The sequence below is a fragment of the Microcoleus sp. PH2017_28_MFU_U_A genome (genome assembly GCF_020738035.1).
Taxonomy (GTDB): domain Bacteria; phylum Cyanobacteriota; class Cyanobacteriia; order Cyanobacteriales; family Microcoleaceae; genus Microcoleus.
In genome coordinates this window covers 1-19,126 of the sequence record NZ_JAEQCX010000131.1, presented here as the reverse complement: position 1 = coordinate 19,126, position 19,126 = coordinate 1, and the positions used below count along the sequence as shown (strand labels likewise).

The 19,126-nt window shown below is 46.4% G+C and carries 15 protein-coding genes; 7 read left to right on the top strand and 8 right to left on the bottom strand.

The window, feature by feature from the left end; translation table 11 throughout:
- Positions 1-136 precede the first annotated feature (136 nt).
- Positions 137-2,944 (top strand): PAS domain S-box protein, encoded by a 2,808-nt coding sequence (locus tag JGK14_RS28885; RefSeq protein WP_325315790.1) that lies wholly within the window; start codon positions 137-139, stop codon positions 2,942-2,944.
- Between the two features lie 4 nt (positions 2,945-2,948).
- Complete coding sequence (locus JGK14_RS28880; RefSeq protein WP_325315789.1) at positions 2,949-4,076, top strand: hybrid sensor histidine kinase/response regulator; 1,128 nt, start codon at positions 2,949-2,951, stop codon at positions 4,074-4,076.
- Between the two features lie 110 nt (positions 4,077-4,186).
- On the opposite strand, the gene JGK14_RS28875 is transcribed toward JGK14_RS28880, so the two are convergent.
- The gene (locus tag JGK14_RS28875) at positions 4,187-5,365 is read right to left on the bottom strand and encodes an NAD(P)/FAD-dependent oxidoreductase (RefSeq protein ID WP_442921490.1); all 1,179 of its coding nucleotides are present in this window, start codon (positions 5,363-5,365) and stop codon (positions 4,187-4,189) included.
- Between the two features lie 273 nt (positions 5,366-5,638).
- Here JGK14_RS28875 and JGK14_RS28870 point away from each other — a divergent pair, with 273 nt between their 5' ends.
- The gene (locus JGK14_RS28870; RefSeq protein ID WP_293185782.1) at positions 5,639-5,917 is read left to right on the top strand and encodes a hypothetical protein; all 279 of its coding nucleotides are present in this window, start codon (positions 5,639-5,641) and stop codon (positions 5,915-5,917) included.
- Positions 5,918-5,965: 48 nt separating this feature from the next.
- Positions 5,966-6,502: a DUF2231 domain-containing protein gene (locus JGK14_RS28865; RefSeq protein WP_293185781.1), complete on the top strand. Its 537-nt coding sequence runs from the start codon at positions 5,966-5,968 to the stop codon at positions 6,500-6,502.
- Positions 6,503-6,915: 413 nt separating this feature from the next.
- Here JGK14_RS28865 and cutA read toward each other — a convergent pair whose 3' ends face one another.
- From cutA to JGK14_RS28850, 3 genes are all read right to left on the bottom strand, one after another.
- Positions 6,916-7,236, bottom strand: a complete 321-nt coding sequence (cutA, locus tag JGK14_RS28860; RefSeq protein WP_293185780.1) for a divalent-cation tolerance protein CutA — start codon at positions 7,234-7,236, stop codon at positions 6,916-6,918.
- Positions 7,237-7,459: 223 nt separating this feature from the next.
- The gene (locus tag JGK14_RS28855) at positions 7,460-8,359 is read right to left on the bottom strand and encodes a pentapeptide repeat-containing protein (RefSeq protein ID WP_325315787.1); all 900 of its coding nucleotides are present in this window, start codon (positions 8,357-8,359) and stop codon (positions 7,460-7,462) included.
- A 252-nt stretch (positions 8,360-8,611) separates the two neighbouring features.
- Positions 8,612-11,251, bottom strand: a complete 2,640-nt coding sequence (locus tag JGK14_RS28850) for a VIT domain-containing protein (RefSeq protein ID WP_325315786.1) — start codon at positions 11,249-11,251, stop codon at positions 8,612-8,614.
- 280 nt (positions 11,252-11,531) lie between these two features.
- On the opposite strand from JGK14_RS28850, the gene JGK14_RS28845 reads away from it, so the two are divergent.
- From JGK14_RS28845 to JGK14_RS28835, 3 genes are all read left to right on the top strand, one after another.
- Positions 11,532-12,509 carry an Rpn family recombination-promoting nuclease/putative transposase gene (locus JGK14_RS28845; protein WP_293198621.1) on the top strand — a complete coding sequence of 326 codons (978 nt, stop codon included), beginning with the start codon at positions 11,532-11,534 and terminating at the stop codon, positions 12,507-12,509.
- Positions 12,510-12,750: 241 nt separating this feature from the next.
- Entirely contained in the window at positions 12,751-14,409 is a 1,659-nt protein-coding gene (locus JGK14_RS28840) for a CTP synthase (RefSeq protein ID WP_293193604.1), read from the top strand.
- A 503-nt stretch (positions 14,410-14,912) separates the two neighbouring features.
- A complete protein-coding gene (locus tag JGK14_RS28835) occupies positions 14,913-15,338 on the top strand; it encodes a hypothetical protein (protein WP_293185772.1) in 426 nt (141 codons plus the stop codon).
- A gap of 121 nt (positions 15,339-15,459) precedes the next feature.
- Here JGK14_RS28835 and JGK14_RS28830 read toward each other — a convergent pair whose 3' ends face one another.
- The 4 genes from JGK14_RS28830 to JGK14_RS28815 form a co-directional block, all read right to left on the bottom strand.
- Positions 15,460-16,419, bottom strand: coding sequence for an ROK family protein (locus tag JGK14_RS28830; RefSeq protein ID WP_293193602.1), 960 nt, complete (start codon positions 16,417-16,419; stop codon positions 15,460-15,462).
- Between the two features lie 146 nt (positions 16,420-16,565).
- Positions 16,566-17,084, bottom strand: a complete 519-nt coding sequence (locus JGK14_RS28825; protein ID WP_325315785.1) for a hypothetical protein — start codon at positions 17,082-17,084, stop codon at positions 16,566-16,568.
- 386 nt (positions 17,085-17,470) lie between these two features.
- Positions 17,471-18,652: a murein transglycosylase A gene (mltA, locus tag JGK14_RS28820; protein WP_325315784.1), complete on the bottom strand. Its 1,182-nt coding sequence runs from the start codon at positions 18,650-18,652 to the stop codon at positions 17,471-17,473.
- A 41-nt stretch (positions 18,653-18,693) separates the two neighbouring features.
- Complete coding sequence (locus tag JGK14_RS28815) at positions 18,694-18,948, bottom strand: hypothetical protein (protein ID WP_293185768.1); 255 nt, start codon at positions 18,946-18,948, stop codon at positions 18,694-18,696.
- Between the last annotated feature and the right edge of the window lie 178 nt (positions 18,949-19,126).

Genomic DNA, 19,126 nt, shown 5'->3' with positions numbered 1-19,126 from the left:
TATCGAGAAGCTGGAGAAACAAATATGGCACAGGCACAACGGCTCGCTGGCTATGGTCTAGACGTTTTGAAGAAGCTGTTTAGAATGAAATAGCCCTGGGATCGATCGGGCTATCTTCGATGCAAACGGAGAAATTGTGGAGTATCAAGCTGCCGGTCGGGATGTCACCGATCGCAAACAAGCAGAAATCGCTTTGCAGCAACTCAATGCAGAGTTAGAACTGCGAGTCCAGCAGCGCACTAAATTTTACGAACTGGCAGTATCGGCGGGCAAAGTGGGGGTTTGGGACTGGAATTTGGAAACCGACGAAATCTACGTCGATCCGTCTTTAAAAGCTTTGTTGGGCTATCAAGACGCAGAGATTCCCAACTGCATGGAACATTGGGGATCTCTGGTTCACCCGGACGATCGAGTTGCCGTCGGGGGAGCAGTCTCTGCTTATCTAGAGGGTGTGACAGAAATTTTTGAAGTCGAACACCGGATGCTCCGCAAAGACGGTAGCAACTGCTGGATGTTTGCCCGCGGGACTGCGGTTCGATCGCCCGACGGCAAAACCTACCGACTGATCGGGACTGACACCGACATTACCGATCGCAAATTGACCGCAGAAAAACTGCAAAACTCGGAAGCTGAACTGCTGGCGCTGTTTAATGGCATGACGGATATCGTGCTAGTTTTCGACGCCAGCGGCCGCTACCTCAAAGTCGCCCCCACGCCTCCCCAATTGCTGTACAAACGGGCTAATGAAGTGCTAGGCAAAACCCTCGCCGAAATCTTCCCAGAAGCCGAAGCTAATTTTGCCCTCGGCCACATTCGCCAAACCTTGGCATCTGGACAAACCCACAGAGTTGAATACAGCATGGAAATTGAGGGCAAGTTAATCTGGTTTGATGGCAGTATTTCGCCGCTGGGAGTCGATCGGGTGATGTGGGTAGCGCGAGACATTACTGCTCGCAAACAGGCAGAAGCCGCACTGCAAAAGAGTGAGGAAAAGTTTCGCAATTTGTTTGACGATGCTCCAATTGCGATCGGTTTGGCAAGCGTGCACGATTACCGCACGATCGAGGTGAATGAAGCTTACCGCCAGATGTTGGGCTACAGCGATGAGGATTGGGCGGTAATGAGTTTCGCTGATGTCACCCACCAGGAAGATTTACCAGCAGATGTCGAGCAAGTCAAGCAGTTGGTCGAGGGCAATATTCCTCGCTTTCAAATGGAAAAACGCCTGATTAAGAAAAATGGCGAGCTGATGTGGGCAAACATGACGGTGACGCTGATTCGGGATGGCGAGGGCCTTCCTCTCTACAGCATGGCGGCGATCGAAGATATCAGTTACCGCAAGCGCGCAGAAATGGAATTGCAGCAGTTAAAAGAACGCCTGCAATTTTTACTTGCTTCTAATCCTGCGGTAATTTTTACTGCCGCTGCGGCGGGGAAATTTTGTATTACTTACATCAGCGACAACGTTCAGACAATCGTTGGCTACGAGCCGCAAGAAGTGTTAGCAGATTCTAACTTTTGGTCGGGCAGGATTCACGCTGAAGATCTGCCACAATTTATAGTAAACTTTTCTGCTTTGTCCGAGGGTAAAAATTGCATTTACGAGTACCGCTTTTTGCATAAAAATGGAATGTATCGCTGGCTGCGGACAGAACTGAAACTATTGGTTGACAGCAGGGGCATTCCGATCGAAATTATTGGTTACGCCGCCGATATCAGCAATTCTAAATGCGCTGAAATAGCTTTGCGGCAGCAGTTCGAGCAAGAACGGCTGGTGGAGGCGATCGCCCGTCGCGTCCGCCAATCTTTGCAATTAGAGGAAATTCTCAACACCACGGTTGCCGAACTCCAGCAAGTCTTGTTAGCCGATCGAGTTTTGGTATATCAAATTTTACCGGAAATTGGCGGCCGAGTCATTGCTGAAGCGGTGGTAGAAGGATGCAGTCGGCTGATAGATAGATTTTTTGGCCGAGAGGTTTTTCCTGCTGAATGTTATCAGCTTTATTTGCAAGGACGAATTTGTGCAATTTCCGAACTAGATGACCCCTCCATTACACCTTGTATGATGGAATTTCTGCAACAAATTGAAGTTAGGGCTAAGTTAGCAGTCCCAATTATTCAGCACAGCCAACTTTGGGGATTGCTAATCGCGCACCAGTGCGATGGGCCCCGGGAGTGGCAAGAATGGGAAATGAATTTATTTCAGCAGTTGGTGAATCAATTGGCGATCGCCATTCAGCAATCTCTACTTTACCAGCAACTGCAAGCTGAACTGAGCGATCGCTTCCAAGCGGAGGCAAATTTAAAAAACTCCCTCAAAGAAAAAGAAATTTTGCTCAAAGAGATTCACCACCGCGTTAAAAACAACCTCTGCGTAGTTGCCAGCCTGTTAGAATTGCAATCTAACACGGTTGCCGACCCCCAAATAGCCAAAATGTTTGAAGAAAGTCAGAACCGCCTGTACTCTATGGCTCTGATTCACGAGAAACTGTACCGCTCGACTAACCTGGCAAAAATTAATTTTGGCGAATATCTAGAAGATTTGGTCAGTAACTTGTTTCAGTCTTACAATATAAGTGACAACCGCATTCAGTTGCAGGTATTAGCTGAACAAATCTCCCTAAATATTGAGACTGCTACTCCCTGCGGCTTAATTGCTAATGAATTGGTTTCAAATACCCTGAAACACGCTTTTCCTCACGATACGAGCGGTACAGTTAGTGTACAATGCTATCAGACTGGCGATCGGGAAATCCACCTCTTCGTTAAGGACAACGGGATTGGCTTTCCTGAAAACATAGATTTTAGGAAAACTAACTCGATGGGCTTTCAAGTTGTCTGTACTTTAACCGAGCAGTTAGAAGGAACCATCGAAATGTCAAGAGAAATCGGCACAGCCTTTCACTTAGTATTTAACGAGTTAATTTACTCGCAAAGGTTCTAAAATCATGAATTTTCCAGAGCAAAAAATTAATAATATTAATATTTTAATTGTAGAAGACGAGCTATTGATCGCTAAGAACTTATCTCAAAGATTAGAAAAATTTGGATATAAAATCGCCGATGTTGTTTCTTCAGGAGCCGATGCCATCCATCGCGCAGGCGAACTCAAACCAGATTTAATTTTAATGGATATAGTAATCAAAGGCGAGATTGACGGCATAGCAACAGCAGCAATAATTCATCAACAATTAGATATCCCCATTATCTATACAACTGCTTATGCCGACGATGAAACTTTGCAGCGAGCAGAAAATACTGGTTCTTATGGCTACCTCCTCAAACCGTTTAAAGAAAGAGAAATGCACGCTACCATCAAGATAGCGCTGAGTAAACATCAAGAAGCCGTTGAAATGCAAAAACTCATGGCACTAGCAGCAGCGAAAAGCGAAAATAGAACGCGATTTGTTTCAATGGCATACCACGATTTAAACACTCCTTTGACTACCATACAGCTCTCGGCTGAAATGCTGGAAGATAGCGATTTGAAAATATCGCCAGGAACAACAAATAAAAATGTCAATCGCATTAAAAAAGCCGTCAGCAATATGAGTGAATTGCTGGACGATATTTTAATGCTCAGCAAAGCAGAAGCAGGCAAACTTTCCTTGAATTTAAATGAGCTAAATGTGACAGAGTTCTGCACATCTATTTTAGAAGAACTGCAACCGATCGTCACCGACAAACACCTTGTAACTTTCCTCGCCCAAACAGAGCCACTCCACGCCAATCTTGACACAAAACTGCTGCACCAATTGCTGACTAATTTGCTTTCAAACGCTATAAAATATTCTCCCAATGGCGGTTCTATTAGTTTAGAATTAAGCTGCGAAAACCAGCAAATAATATTTTGCGTTCGAGATGAGGGAATTGGGATGACAGTGGGATATGAAGAAAAACTCTTTCAGCAGTTTGAACGAGGTGCGAATGTAGGCAAGATTAAAGGTTCGGGTTTGGGACTCTGCATTGTCAAACACATAGTTGACCTGCATGGCGGTACAATAAGTGTGGAAAGTGCGATCGGTAAAGGTACTACATTTATTGTGGCGCTGCCTTTTTTAGTTATTGGTCATTAGTCATATTATGTCCGGTCAATTACCCACAATTAAATTGGTTTGTAGTGAGGACTTTAGTCCTCTGATTTTTATGAGGACTAAAGTCCTCACTACAAACAGGTTGATGGCGGTCATTTTTCAGCAAATCTATCCGGAGATAAAATCTCGATCGCCCAATCTTTTTCTTCCGCCGCCCTATTAGCAAATCGCTCAGCCAAAGCAGGTACGATCGCCAACGGATTGCTCAAACCAGAAAAAACGTGCAATCCAGGGCGATCGCGAATTTCCCCCACTACGGGAAACCTATCAGCGCTAAATGCCACAATACAATCGTGCCAAGTTGCCGGTAAATCTGCCGCATCTGGCAAAACCTTGCCGATACCTGCACGAATTGCGGTTTCGCTGGTTTTGCGATCGACTTTCGCGTTCAAATCGCTCAAAGTGCGAGACAATTGGCCGATCCGCAAACTCCCGTCATTAAATTGAATTGCACCCGAATCTAAAATCGGCGGTAACAACTCCTTACCCGGTTCGTCCCAAAGAAAATCTACCTCAATTTTACTCGATTGTGCTTCCAATTCAAAACGTTTTAATAGTGCGGGCATCACCAAAGTCCTGAGTTTCAAATCCACAGGTGCCGTCTCCAAAATCTCAGCACGACTAAAATAAACTCCCACAGAAATACCCGCCGTTTTTAGCAAACTACGACTCCAACCTCCAGCACAAATTACCGCATTTTTACAGGCATAACTTTCGCCTACCGTCTTGACACCCGAAATCCGATTTCCTTCTGCTATTAAACCAGTTACTTCCGCAATTTCTCTAATTCCTCCCAACCGCAAAAATCCTTGACAATAAGCTTGATTTGTGGCAGTCGGCGAAATATGACCGTGACGGACAGTTAGAGCTCCGGCGATCGCACTTTTGTTCAGCAAAGGTTCCAACTCCCCAGCTTCTGCAACGCTCACAAGCTGGGGAGGAATCGCAAAGTGTGCGTAATTAGCCGCGACTTTTTCTGGCTCAACTCCCGCATCAATTGTCAGCAACAAATCCAACTCGCGAAACTCCGTATTGCTATCTAATTCCGCCGATAAATTGCGGTGACGTTCGATACCTTCTGCACACAATTGCCGAGTTAAATCAGTCGTACCCGACCAATAAGCCAAGCCGCCGTAACTAAAACGAGTAGCATTTTGCATGGTAGCATCTCGTTCTAAAAGCAACACAGCAAAACCTTTTTTTGCGAGTTCGTAACTCAGCGCTGCACCAGTAATCCCGCCGCCGACAACAATCCAGTCGTAATTTTTCATCATGGGCAATTCACAGGGAAGGATTCACGAATTCTTCGATTTTATAGCAATTTCTTGATAAGTAGGGACAGGGCATTGCCGTGTCCGGTGCGGGGATGAGGACACCGCATTGCCGTTTCCCTAGTTGAAAAAATGATCTACCTACAGAAAGAGCTGAGGTGCGATCGCCCTAACAGAAACTTCCACCCCTTGGGAGATGCTCGCAACCGGAGATTTTTCGTTCAATAGTAGCAATTAGAAGCAGCAAAAAATTAGAAACACCAGAGAGGTTTTATGAGTATCGACAAACCGGGCAAAGATATGCGCCGCACTGTCAATCCGGGCGATCGCATTTCCGACGAACCGCAAAGCATCGAAGAAAAAGCTCAGCAATTAGCAGTTGACCACGTGCCAGACATCACGGGAGATACAGTTACAGTTCCCACTTATTTCATCGTAGATGAACCGGACGGGGAAAAGAAAGCTTTGCACCACGTCAAAGACGCTGAGGAAATTTCTGACGTAATTCGGCAGGCGCGTGTTGACGAAAATGGCGATCGCATTTGGGATTAAGTTCAATCCAATAAAAACTGGTTTGTACAAAATTTATCGGTAGAAATCATGGAAACAAATCAAAGAAATAGTACGCCCTTTCCGAATGTTCCACCGATTCTAGAAAGTGACGACAGAGAGTATCGCGATGCCGGCATTACCAGTACAGTTTCAGTTGCAGGCCATCCCCTTCACCCCGTAATCGTCACTTTTCCGGTAGCCTTTTTAGTCGGGGCCGCGGGCACGGATATCGGTTATTGGCTGACAAGCGATCCGTTTTGGGCAAGAGCTTCGGTTTGGCTAATTGGTGCAGGTTTTGCTGCGGGGATTTTGGCCGCAATCACGGGCTTTTTAGATTTTGCAAGAATTAAAAGAGTGCGCGATCGCAGTGCCGGGTGGTTGCACATGGGCGGGAATGTGGCGGCTATGGTACTTTCCCTGATTAACCTGGTGTTGCGACAAGGAAATCCGGCTGAGCCGATCGTCTTTACAGGTTTAGTTTTGTCGATCGTCGTTGCAAGTTTGCTGGGCGTTACAGGCTGGTTCGGTGGCGAACTAAGTTTTCGCCACAAAGTCGGCGTCATCGGCCCTAGCAGTCAAAATTAGTAGGTTTGCGATCGTTTGTAGTAAGGACTTCAGTCGGGAGCATTTCAGTTTTGCATTTGTAGTGCGAGCGTCCCCGCTCGCGTGCTTTGTATAGCACGCGAGCGGGGACGCTCGCACTGTAAAAAAAGGGGACGCTCGCACTGTAAAAAAAGGGGACGCTCGCACTGTAAAAAAAATGCTTTTTGCAAAAATGAGATGCTCCCCTTCAGTCCGTTTTTGTGCTGCGTGGATAATGCAGGACTAAAGTCCTCACTACGAACCTTTGTTTTTTCGTTTGTAGTGCGGACTTCAGTCCGTCTTGATGCGTGGATAATCAACGACTAAAGTCCTGACTACGAACCTTTATTTTTTCGTTTGTAGTGCGGACTTCAGTCCGTCTTGATGCGTGGATAAATTAGGAGTCTTCGTCCTCGCTACGAACCTAAAGATTGTGCAATCCAATCGAGATAAGCCTCACTGGCAGCAATAATGGGAATCGCAATAATTTCGGGAACTTCATAGGAATGGAGTTCCTGAACTTTTATTTTTAAAGCCTCAAATTTAGCCAAATCTGTTTTAATCACCAACTGCCACTCCGATTCCGAATGAATCTCGCCTTGCCAAGTATAAATAGAGCGAATCGGAGACAAACTTACACAAGCAGCCAGCCTGTGTTCAACTAGAGATTTAGCGATATTTTCCGCCTCCGCCTCCGATTCAGCAGTTACCAGCACCACCCCAAAATTAACACTCATAAGGATTTTAGATCAGATGTTAACAGATTTGATATTACAAATTACAAATTACCGATTACAAATTACAAATTACCATAAAAAAATGGTTTAAAGCCTCTCCCCGATCAGGATAAATTAAAAGATAAAAGAAGATAATTCATTACCCCAATCCTCTTCCTTAGAGGTAGAGGTCGCCTTCATCTGTCAACTGTCAACTGTCAACTGTCAACTGTCAACTGAACAATCACCCATTCTTAACTTCCGTAACTTCCCAAGAATTGACTTTGCACGCCCCAGCTAAGGAAAAGTAGCGCCTAGTAGATTCCGGCAAAATAGCTCCCGCCAACAAAGCATTATCTAAATTAGCTCCTATTAACGTCGCCTCGCTCAAATCGGCCGCCATCAAATCTGCTTGACACAGTTTTGTCCAATTCAGATTTGCCCCTTTCAAACAACTTCCTCTAAATTTAGCGCCGGTTAAGTTTGCTCCCGCCAACTTCACTCCCCGCAACTGAGCCGCGCTGAAATTCGCTCCCGCCAAATTCGAGCCTTCCAAATTAGCTCCCATCAATTTAGCTTCGCTGACGTTGACTCCGCTCAAATCTGCACCGCAGAGATTCACGCCTGTTAACTGCGCTCGCCGCAGGCTGACTCCGGTTAATTGAGCTCCAAAAAGTTTTGCACTGTTGAGCTTGGCACCGTAAAGGTTTGCCCATTTAAAATTAGCTCCCGTGAGGTTCGCGCCCAGCAAGTTAACTAATTGCAAGTCGGCGCTGCACAAATTGGCATTCCACAACACAGCACTCCGCAGGTTGGCGCCGGTTAAAGTTGCGCCGCTTAACTTTACCCTGGGCATTTTTGCTTTGACCAAAAAAGCTCCGCTCAAATTAGCTTTTGTCAAATCTGCGCCTGAAAATTTGGTTTCGCCCATTTTGGCAAAACTCAGATTTGTTCTTTGCATCAGTGCGCCTTTGAGGGTTGCTTTGGTGAGAAACGCTCTGCTGAGGTTCGCTCCTGAAAGATTAGCGCGCGAAAGGTTGACTCCGATTAAGATTGCTCCGCTGAGGTTTGCCCCGCTCAGATCGGCTCCAGCAAAGTCTCTTTGTCCTTTTTCGTAATTGTTGAGCAGTTCGCTAACTTCCATAGGGCGTGATACCTTCTCTGATTGGGGAGTTCGATCGAGAAATCTTTACTCTTAGGGTTGTTTCAGAAATTATACTGTTACAAAAATTAGACTGTTTCAGCGTTGGCATCAAACTGTATAACTTCTGTTAGCATCACTTTCTGTTCAAACGCGATCTCTTAATAAAGATTTTATATTGTTCTCTCGGTGGCGATCGCCATTTCGGTACTTTTGAATTAAAAGTTAATGTTTCGTGACATAGATAGTCATTCCTTAACGATCGGCATTAATCCGCAATTTCAGCCTCAGCGTGCCCTTGAATCCTGCGGGAGGTTGCCAGGAATTCAAGGCTGCCTTGATACTCTCAAGGGCGTCTGTTGCTTGCAGCGTCGAGGTTTGAGTGTCGATGGCCACTTTCGCAACACGGCCGTCTTGTATGGATAAATCCCACACCGTCTCACCGCTAACCGCCGCTGGGAGATTAACAGATCGCAGGTATTGATTCAGAGATGCGATCGCTCCAGCATCCAATCCGGGAGCGCTGACTACTTGCAAGCGAGCAGCAATCTGCTGCTGGCGCGATCGTTGGCTGTCAGGAGCTTGTCGCGGGAGAGGAGCTGGGGCTGGCGGTGAAACACCGCGAGTCGAGCTGGCGCTGCGAGTGCCACCTCTAGTTTGCTCGCGCTCGTCGGCCTGGACAATACCTTCATAGCTGACACCCTGCGGCAATTCCACCGGCACTTGCACGCGGCGCCGAGCACCATCAGGTTCGACTCGCACTTCTTCGCTCACAGCCACAAAAGCCGTGTATTCCGACAGCAAGCGATAAGCCAAAGCTGTATTAGTCACAGCTTCCACCAAAGAAGGAGTCTCGCCACCAAACATTTGATTCATTAAATCTTTAATGCGCGATCGCCCCCAAAGTTGAGCTACCGCCGGATTGCCAAAATCTGTAACAATTGCTGCGGCTGAAGTTGACTCCCGTTGTCTCCCTCCAGATTGAGCAAAATTAACAGGTAAAATTTGCTCGTAAGCTTTGCCGCCCGCTTGAGTGCCGCGGATGCGGAGTTGGCCGTTAGTTCGATCGCTCTTTTTGCCAAACAACACCAGCGGCTGACTGGTAAATAAGTCTGGGGGCGCGATCGGATAAATCTCCGGTTTTTCGCCCATTCCTTCCCAACTAATTTCAATATTAGTCAATACCGGACTGTTAATTTGACGGAAAAACTTTTCAGCAGCTTCCGCCGAAGGTTCATCTTGACGAATTACTTGAGACGTGCCTCTACCAACTTGGGCTAAACGGTTGAGCAAAAACCGATTCACCGAACTGCCGACACCAAAACTGTAAAGTCGATTGCCCGGTTTTATACTCTGCTGCACCAGAGCCAAAACTTCTTTTTCATTGCCAATATAACCGTCAGTAATTAGTACAATACTCCGCAGCCTTTCCGTTGGTGCAGCCGGAAACTTCATCACGGCTTGAATGCCGTTGAGCAGTTCTGTGCCGCCGTTAGCTTGCAACCGATCGATATAATTAATTGCGCTTTGTCGATTTTGGGCAGTATTCGCTAAAGGAGTAGCGGATAGCGCTTGCGCCGTGTTGGCAAAATCAATAATCGTAAAAGTATCCTTGGGATTGAGTCCTTGAATGAAGCGGCGCATCAACTCCTTAGATTTTGCTAGCGGTTCGCCCTGTTGAGAACCGGAAGTATCCATCAGAAACACGACATCTTTCGGTACAATTTCATTAGTTTTGTAGTTTAATGCCGGAATCAAATAAGTCGCAAAATGACCGCCCCGTTGGTCGGCTTGGCTCAAGACTGTGGCACGAGTATTTTCGCCTGATACTCGATAGCGGAGAATTAAATCTTTATTAGGAATTGTGTCATAATTCGCTAGTTGGACGCGCACAAGATTGCCGCTGCGTTCTGTTGTAATTTGATGGGAAGTAGAGCGGACATCGCCGATCGCAACTCCGGCATCGATTTCTACGGAAATAGCGATATCGCGACCAGATCGCGTACCCGGAGGCAAGAGAGGCGAGTTTATGCGATCGGCATCGGTATTAACCCCCCCCTGCCCCCCCCTTGCTAAGGAGGGGGATAGAGCATCGCCCCCCCTTGCTAAGGGGGGGGATAGAGTGTTGTTGCCATCTCTGGCCCCTGGAGACTCAGAACTATTGCCCACCCTTGCTAAGGGGGGGTTGGGGGGGGTCAGATTTCCCGAAATATAGCGCGGGCCTACCACTGTCGGAAACACAAATTCGTAATCGCCACCGGCAAATTTGAGACTCTCGGTGTAGCGAATCGTCACTTCAATCTTTTCTCCCGGTTTGATATTAGCGAGAGACTGAGTAAAAATATTATCGCGTTCTTGTTCCAACAAACCCGCAGTCCTACCTTGCTCTCTAGCTTTTTGGTATATTTCCAAAGCTTCATCGCGGCGTTTGATATTAGCTTTAATAATGCGATCGCCGATTTTAATTTCCATATCGTCCACCGCCGCTTCATCGGGGAGGGGAAATACATAAACAGCTTCTAAAGATTCGGGAAAAGGATTTTCAAATTTTTGAACAACTTCGACGCGGGAGATATTGCCGGCAATTTTAGCTGTAACTTCAGTGTGCTTGAGAGTAAAGACTTGTTCTGTAGACGTATTTTGAGTTTTGACGAACAAACCGCCGACTCGACAGCGAGTTTCTGGCGATCGCGCGCCCTTACAACTAACATCGTTACTAGCGAGGATTTTCGGCGACAGAGACGAATGATTTTGCCCAGGAGTGTTTGCCCGCGCCGCATGGGGAGCGAGAATAGCTCCGCACTCGTTAGCGAAGCCCTCGAAGAGGATCGCTGCGATCAATGCGATACCACCAGAAAGCCACTGTTGAGGGGATAGAACGCAGACAAACTTCATAGCAATTTTTTTATCAGACTTGAGGTGCTCTACCTACCATGACTTTACCATTGGCGAAACGTTCCTGGGTTAGCTGTTTGGGAAAAATGACTGAACGGGATTTGAGATTTTAGATTAAAGATTTTATAATTGACTCCACAGGGGCAGACTGGGACTGGCATCGGTATTGAGGTTGTTTCGGGCGATCGCAGGGCGAACCCAACCTAAAAGATTGTATAATAGTTAGATACTTAAATAACTGTAACCTCAACCTCTCAGTCTCTAGTAAAAATAAAATACCATGAGTTTCATTAATCCCAAAACTGACTTTGCCTTTAAGAAAATCTTCGGCTCTGCTGACAGCAAAGACATTTTGATTAGCTTCTTAAATGCCATTCTATACGAATCAAATCCCGTCATCGAAGACTTGGAAATCCTTGACCCTTATTTGGCTCCCAAAATCAAAGGAGTAAAGAATACTTATTTGGATGTCAAAGCTAAAATTGGTGGCAGCAAAACAGTGATAATTGAAATGCAGGTATTGAACGTAGAATCCTTTGAAAAGCGGATTCTGTATAATGCTACTAAAGCTTACTCAGTTCAATTAAAAAGTGGAGAAAACTATGATTTATTGAATCCAGTAATTGCCCTGACAATTACCGATTTCCAAATGTTTGAGCATCTCGAAACAGTAATTTCGCGGTTTTGTATCAAAGAGAAAAACAATCGAATCGATTATTTAGCCGAAGAGTTAGAATTTGTTTTTGTTGAATTACCAAAATTTAACAAAACATTAGAAGAATTAGAGACACTGACTGACAAGTGGATATATTTCATGAAAACGGCTCGGACGTTAAGGTCTGTCCCGGAAGAGTTGGGGAATGTACCGGAACTCCGCAAAGCTTTTGGAATTGCCAATGAAGCCAATCTAGATCCTGATGAATTGGAAGATTTAGAAAGGCGAGAAATTTTCATTCAAGACCAGCGCGGTGCAATTACCAAAGCGACCAGAATCGGCATCGAACAAGGCATCAGACAAGGTATCGAACAAGGTATCGAACAAGGTATCGAACAAGGTATCGAACAAGGAAAGCAGCAGTTACAGCAGTTAGTTGTGTCGCTGTTGGAGCGCCGTGTCTGCCCGCTGTCGCCGGAGATCCAAACTCGCATCAGTCAGTTATCCGCTGAACAATTAGAGAATTTAGGAGAAGCAGTTTTAGATTTGACCAGTGTGTCAGATTTGATGGCTAAGTTGCAGACATATTCTCGATCGAGATAAAAGAAGCCTTGGTTTCTGGTTCGCCCTTGGTCTCTAACAGCGAACTCAGGAACAATCAACAGTTGGGAAATGGGCGATCGCACTCCAAACCCATGCCAACCGCCCGATTCAGCTAATGGGCGACTCGTCGTATCCGCACCCGTAGTTGAGAAAGGCTCAAACCCTGCTGGACAATTTTGGATTTTAGCTCTTAGATTTGAGTGTTACCTTCTTAACTAGAAAGATCTAAAGTCGAAAATCTATGACCAAATTTGTGTTTGTGACCGGCGGCGTGGTTTCCAGCATCGGCAAGGGAATTGTCGCTTCTTCTCTAGGTCGCTTATTGAAGTCCCGCGACTACTCTGTCTCGATTTTGAAGCTAGACCCCTATATTAACGTTGACCCTGGTACTCTCAGCCCGTTTCAGCACGGAGAAGTATTCGTCACCGAAGACGGTGCGGAAACTGACCTGGATTTGGGGCACTACGAGCGTTTTACCGATACTTCCATGTCTCGCCTGAACAGTGTCACCACGGGTGCCATTTATCAAGCGGTGATCAATAAAGAACGCCGCGGCGAGTATCAAGGGAGCACGGTGCAGGTGATTCCCCACATCACTAACGAGATTAAAGAGCGTATTTTTCGGGTAGCAAAAAATACTAATCCTGACGTGGTGATTACGGAAATCGGCGGCACCGTGGGAGATATTGAATCTTTACCGTTTTTGGAAGCAATTCGCCAGTTTCGCAAGGCTGTCGGACGGCAAAATGTTGTGTATATGCACGTGACGCTGATACCTTGGATTCCGTCGGCTGGAGAGATGAAGACTAAACCGACTCAGCACTCGGTTAAGGAGTTGCGGTCTATAGGCATTCAACCAGATATTTTAGTCTGTAGGTGCGATCGACCTTTACCTCTGGGCCTCAAACAAAAATTGTCGGAATTCTGCAACGTACCCGAAGAATGCGTCATCACAGCTCAAGATGCCAAAAGTATCTACGAAGTACCGCTGATGATGGAACAGGAAGGTTTGGCGGAACAAACCATCAATTTGCTGCAACTCGAACAGCGGCCACCCGATTTGACTCAGTGGCAAACCTTAGTCAAACGGCTGTATAGCCCCAGCCACAAGATTGAGATTGCTTTGGTTGGCAAATACGTGCGGTTGAACGATGCTTATCTTTCGGTGGTGGAAGCTTTGCGGCACGCGGCAATCTCGATCGGCTGCGACCTAAATTTGCACTGGATCAACTCAGAAGATTTAGAATCGGGAAACATCGAAAACTATCTCCAAAATATCAACGGCATTGTTGTGCCCGGAGGTTTTGGGATTCGGGGAGTTGACGGCAAAATAGCTGCGATTCAATATGCCAAACACCATAAAATACCATTTTTGGGATTGTGTTTGGGGATGCAGTGTGCTGTGATCGAATGGGCGCGCAACACCGCCCAACTACAGGATGCCAACAGCGCTGAATTCAACCCGGATACAGCAAATGCAGTAATTAATTTATTGCCAGAACAGCAAGATGTAATCGATTTGGGCGGTACGATGCGACTGGGTTTGTATCCGTGCCGTGTAAACCCGGACACCCTCGCTTTCAAACTGTATCAAAAAGAAGTGATTTACGAGCGGCATCGCCACCGATACGAGTTCAACAATGCCTACCGCAATCTTTTCTTAGAATCAGGCTATGTAGTATCCGGCACATCTCCCGACGGCCGACTCGTAGAAATGATCGAATTGCCCAACCATCCCTTTTTCATCGCCAGTCAATTTCACCCCGAATTCCAATCTAGGCCTAGTTCCCCTCACCCTTTGTTTCAGGGGTTTATCCAGGCAGCGAGCTCTCAGGGAAAGCAGGATGTTTTAGAAGCTGAGGCCCGCGACTTAGTAGCAGGGAAACTTGCAGGAGCCTGATCTCATCTTATCTGCGATCGATTAGTTTTGATATATTGGATGTCTGTAGGGCGGGCCAGAGCACGCAATATTCAAATCGGGCAGACAATATCTGTAGAAAACCCGCCCAACCCAACAATAGGATTTGATTCGGGTTGCATTTACCAGACAGGATATCGGGGAGCATTCTCAACTACTGAAAAACCTTACCCCCAGCCCGCCGTATAGGGCTGGGCGGCTAATATCCTAAGGCTGAAGGCAGACTTGTCTGCCAGTGTAGCCTTCGGGAGGCAAAAGGCAGAAGGTAAAAATGCTGATAATTTTTACTTAACTTTTTAGCTAAGATTTCCAGGGTGATACCAGTTTTACAAAAGAATGCAACTGTAGGTAAGATCCAAACCCCGATAGTCATCTGTCATTCCCAATTCTAAAATCTAAAATCTAAAATCTAAAATCTAAAATTGTATGAGTTGTCAAACTATCCTAAAATACCAGGAAACGCAGGTTTGAGGAGGTTTTGTGTTGTGGCTTACTGGAGCAAAATTACTTATGAGAAAAATACATACATAATTGACCTTGACACTATTAGTGCTTTTTCTAGCGAACCGGATAACAAGCGTATTACATTTTGGCTGCCGAATAGCAGTCTGCCGATTATTCTCAATCCCCAAGGGAATTATGAGGCTTACAAGCAAATTCTCGAATACATCAAAAAAACGGTCGATCGCAATTCTAAAGGTTCCTGGATTAAAATTAATTACGAGCGCAAAGAATTTGCGATCGATCTGAGTCGAATTAGCTCTTTTGCTAGCGAACAGAACGGTCGCTTAATCAGCTTTTACCTGCCTGACAGCGCTACTAATATTATTATCATGCGCGAAGGCAACTCGGACACTTATCTAAAAATTCAGGAATATATTAAAAATATAACTGGGCACTCTCTGCCATGAAGAAGTTATTAGTCGTTAGTCATTGGTCATCAGTCATTAGTCATTAGTCATTGGTCAACTGTCAGCTAAGAGGGCGGGCACGGGGGCACTGCCCCTACAACTAACTGTCAACTGTCAACTGTCAACTGTCAACTGTCATAAGAGCGATTTGCCAAGCTAATTTTGCTGCGCCTACCATACCTGCTTGATTGCCCAATTCAGCAACCAATAACTGCAAACCTTCCCGAGAACTCGGCAGCACGCGCCGCTCAATTTCCGTTTGAACTGCTGGCAAGAAAAACTCGGCACCTGCACTAATTCCGCCACCGATAATAATAGCTTCTGGTGTTAAAATATAAATTAGACTTGCTAAGCCGATACCGAGATAGCGACCATAATTTCTCCAAAATTCTAAAGCTTTAGCATCTCCAGACTTAGCTAAATTGGCTAATTCTAGCGGTTCCAAGCCAGTATCGCGACGAATTGCTAGCACGGAAATGTACTGTTCTAAAGAACCGTGATTGCCGCTGTTGCACTCCGGGCCGTCGGGATTTATCGAAATCAATCCTAATTCTCCGGCTGCACCTAGATGGCCTGAAAATAGTTTGCCATCTAGGATAACTGCACCGCCGACTCCTGTTCCTAATGTCAGTAAAATCAGGTTTTTAAAGTGCTTTCCTGCCCCTAACCAAGCTTCTCCCAATCCGGCACAATTGGCATCATTTGCTAATATTGTCGGCAATCCGGTTTTGGCTTCCAACCAGTCAGCTAGGGGGACGTTGTGCCAGTTTTTGAGGTTGATTGCGACTCGGGCTATTCTGCCTGCTGCGTCTGCTGGGCCTGGTGTGCCAATGCCGATCGCACATATTCGATCCCCCCCCAGCCCCCCCTTAAGAAGGGGGGGAGTTTGAAGTTCAACCCCCTTAAGAAGGGGGGGAGTTTGAAGTTGTAAAATAGCATCGGTGATGGCGGCTAAGACGGCTTCTGGAGTAGCGGGTTGAGGCGTTGGGACTGTTAAGGATTGGTGACAAACGCCGTCTGCGCTAAATCTGCCGAGTTTAATTGCGGTGCCGCCTAAGTCGATGCCGATTACTTGTGCCATTACGATTTAAGTTTGTAGTGAGGACTTCAGTCCTCTTTCGTCTTATTTGAGTGTGTGAAAATTAGCGACGGATGCGGCGCTTAATTGCTAAGAATATCATGCCGATCGCTCTGAGTCTATTAAATTCTTAGCCTGCTATATAAATCCTACGCACCCTCCGCATCCCTGCGATTCCCATCCCCAGAAACACCCAAACCATCCCCAACAAACACCGCCTCAATCACATTCCCATACCCACCAGCATCATCCTCAACCACCGGCAGCGGAAATCGCGTCAAAATCTCCCGCCCAGTATCCCCCGCCACCTCCGACAATTCCCCGCTGCGAATTCTACCCAACAATTCCAGCCTGCGGGCCAATTCCTGAAGCGAAGCCACCGCATCTGTAGGGGCTGTGTCATCATATTCGCCCTCAAACAATCCAGTCCCAAACCGTCGCAACCAAGCCGCCAATTCACTATCTCTCAGGCGTTTGGCGATTAAGAAACCCGCTACATCCCCTCGACTCCAGCCGACATTCACCCCTTCCAGGATTTCCATGAATTTCGACTCGTATTCCGCGTCAGTTAGGGTGGGGCGGGGCTGTGGCGGTGGCGCAGGTGGGGGTGTGGTTCCCAATAGGCGCTGGATTAGTTGTTTGAGGAATTGCCAAATTTTGTTTAGCATTTGTGGGGTTGGGTTGGGTTGTTTCTATTTTATACCAATCTAGACAGATTTGTCAGATGGAGGGGAGGGTTTTTTAGTATCTGCAAGGGGTGGGGGCTGCTTTTTGAATTCTGCTATTTGATGATATAAATTTCGGCGAACCCGCCCCTACAAATCTGGGTATTTTAAATGTATTATTTTATTATCAAATACCGTAGGGGCGGGTTCGCCCACCATCTATAATTTCCATCCCAAATATTGATAAACCCGCCCCCACCCAACCAACAAATCCATATTACCAAATACCGTAGATAGAGTAGGGTGCGTCAGTTTGAGTTTGATCGTTAATAATTGAGTTTTTCTCGACTGACGCACCCTACAATTTGAATGATCTCGATCGCATCACTCTACTTTAATAGCGGATAATACAGTTCTCCAGTAGAGTTGATATAACCCGCCCGATCGCCCGCCAGGTTCCCCGTGCCCATAAATACGTCAACTCTCCCCGCGCCTTTAATTGCACCGCCCGTATCTTGATCCAAAACAAACCGATTAACGGCATTTTGTTCGAGTTTCCCCGCCGCATTGGGATAGGGCAGTTTCGTGCTAATTAATGCTAGGGCGCCGGGAGGCATTAACACTTTATCAGTGGCGATCGACCTTTCGGCAGTTACGGGCACTCCAATGCTGCCGGTAGCAGGTGCACCTTTAGTATCCTGAAAGAAGACAAAGCTTTGATTCTTCGGCAAATACTTGTCCATATCTGCCGGAAACTTGCTAAAATATTCGTTGAGTTTCGGCAATGTTAGCTGTTCTAAAGTAAACTTGCCGTCCTTAACTAATTCTCGCCCGACACCTGTATAACTCTGACTGGTTTTCCCCGCGAAACCCACTGTCATCACGCCGCCGTCTGCTAACTGCAACTTCGCCGAACCTTGGACGTGGACGAGAAATGCTTGGAAGCGATCGCGCAACCAGACTAATTCCAATCCCCGCAACAATCCTTTGCTTCCCTGCAAAGCATCCGCACCTTCCAATTCCAATCTAGTTGGGTGAGGTTTGCGCCAAGAACCGAGGTTTGGCGGTGCCTTGTACAGGGGATAACGGTATTCGGAATTAGGGGTGCGAGAGGCTTGGTAAGTCGGCTCGAAATAACCTGTAAATGCTACTGTTCCTTTGTTGTCTTTGCCGATCGACTTATAAAACACAAACTCCCGCTTGACAGATTCCTGGAGTTGTGTTGGAGTTGTAGAACTGACAACTAATTCGCGGAATCGATCGAGCGATCGCCGAACTCGATCGCGCGTAATACCTGAGACTCGATAGCGACTGTAAGCACTAGCAGCAGCTTGGGAGTTAAGATAACCGAGGCTGTAGTCGATCGACTTTAACAGCAATTGTTTATCCCCCGGCTTGCCATTTTCGCCCCAGATTTGAGCGTCAAAGGCGATCGACTCCAACTCACTCGGTTGTAATTGACTTACACTAATTTGTTGCAGCGCCGGAATTGCGATCGCGGGAACAGAAAATGCGATCGCTAAAACACAACAGGCGATCGCCAATAGCTGATAACGAAAAATCTTGCTCAACTTCTAAATTTCCCTAATCAATTGATAACTTTCCTAGTCGATTATTCATCGTATCGTTCGAGACTAGAACTAAACAGCGGTTCTACGCGAATTGCGAGAATACTGGAAGGGCGAACTACCATGTATTCTCCTTGAATATTTTTGATCGGAACATTGACAAATTCTGACGAATCTTGTTTGGGAACCAGGGTTTTATACCACTGTTGAAAATCCGGCAGAGTTGCAAAACGGATTTCTTCGCGGTGGCCGCCATCAAGCAGCAGGTGCACGGAATATTCGCTGGGTGTTCTAGGCATATGTGTATTGTAGATTTTTGATTTTAAGCTTTTGGAACGATTTCACATTTTACCTGATAGCTGGTAAAAGTATAGTCACCTATTACATGACATGGGAGGCTTCCAGTCCCTCCCCTTTCGCTTTCACTTCGAGCGGATTGACCCGCCTTGGCTGAACTACGCAGCTCTCTATCCCATT

Excerpts from the sequence above, each read along its gene's own strand:
- JGK14_RS28815 (WP_293185768.1), bottom strand. The coding sequence starts at position 18,948 with ATGCCTAGAACACCCAGCGAATATTCCGTGCACCTGCTGCTTGATGGC.
- JGK14_RS28825 (WP_325315785.1), bottom strand. The coding sequence starts at position 17,084 with ATGCTAAACAAAATTTGGCAATTCCTCAAACAACTAATCCAGCGCCTA.
- cutA (WP_293185780.1), bottom strand. The coding sequence starts at position 7,236 with ATGAGTGTTAATTTTGGGGTGGTGCTGGTAACTGCTGAATCGGAGGCG.
- JGK14_RS28845 (WP_293198621.1), top strand. The coding sequence starts at position 11,532 with ATGAGTTTCATTAATCCCAAAACTGACTTTGCCTTTAAGAAAATCTTC.
- JGK14_RS28830 (WP_293193602.1), bottom strand. The coding sequence starts at position 16,419 with ATGGCACAAGTAATCGGCATCGACTTAGGCGGCACCGCAATTAAACTC.
- JGK14_RS28855 (WP_325315787.1), bottom strand. The coding sequence starts at position 8,359 with ATGGAAGTTAGCGAACTGCTCAACAATTACGAAAAAGGACAAAGAGAC.
- JGK14_RS28850 (WP_325315786.1), bottom strand. The coding sequence starts at position 11,251 with ATGAAGTTTGTCTGCGTTCTATCCCCTCAACAGTGGCTTTCTGGTGGT.
- JGK14_RS28870 (WP_293185782.1), top strand. The coding sequence starts at position 5,639 with ATGAGTATCGACAAACCGGGCAAAGATATGCGCCGCACTGTCAATCCG.
- JGK14_RS28865 (WP_293185781.1), top strand. The coding sequence starts at position 5,966 with ATGGAAACAAATCAAAGAAATAGTACGCCCTTTCCGAATGTTCCACCG.
- JGK14_RS28875 (WP_442921490.1), bottom strand. The coding sequence starts at position 5,365 with ATGAAAAATTACGACTGGATTGTTGTCGGCGGCGGGATTACTGGTGCA.
- JGK14_RS28880 (WP_325315789.1), top strand. The coding sequence starts at position 2,949 with ATGAATTTTCCAGAGCAAAAAATTAATAATATTAATATTTTAATTGTA.
- JGK14_RS28840 (WP_293193604.1), top strand. The coding sequence starts at position 12,751 with ATGACCAAATTTGTGTTTGTGACCGGCGGCGTGGTTTCCAGCATCGGC.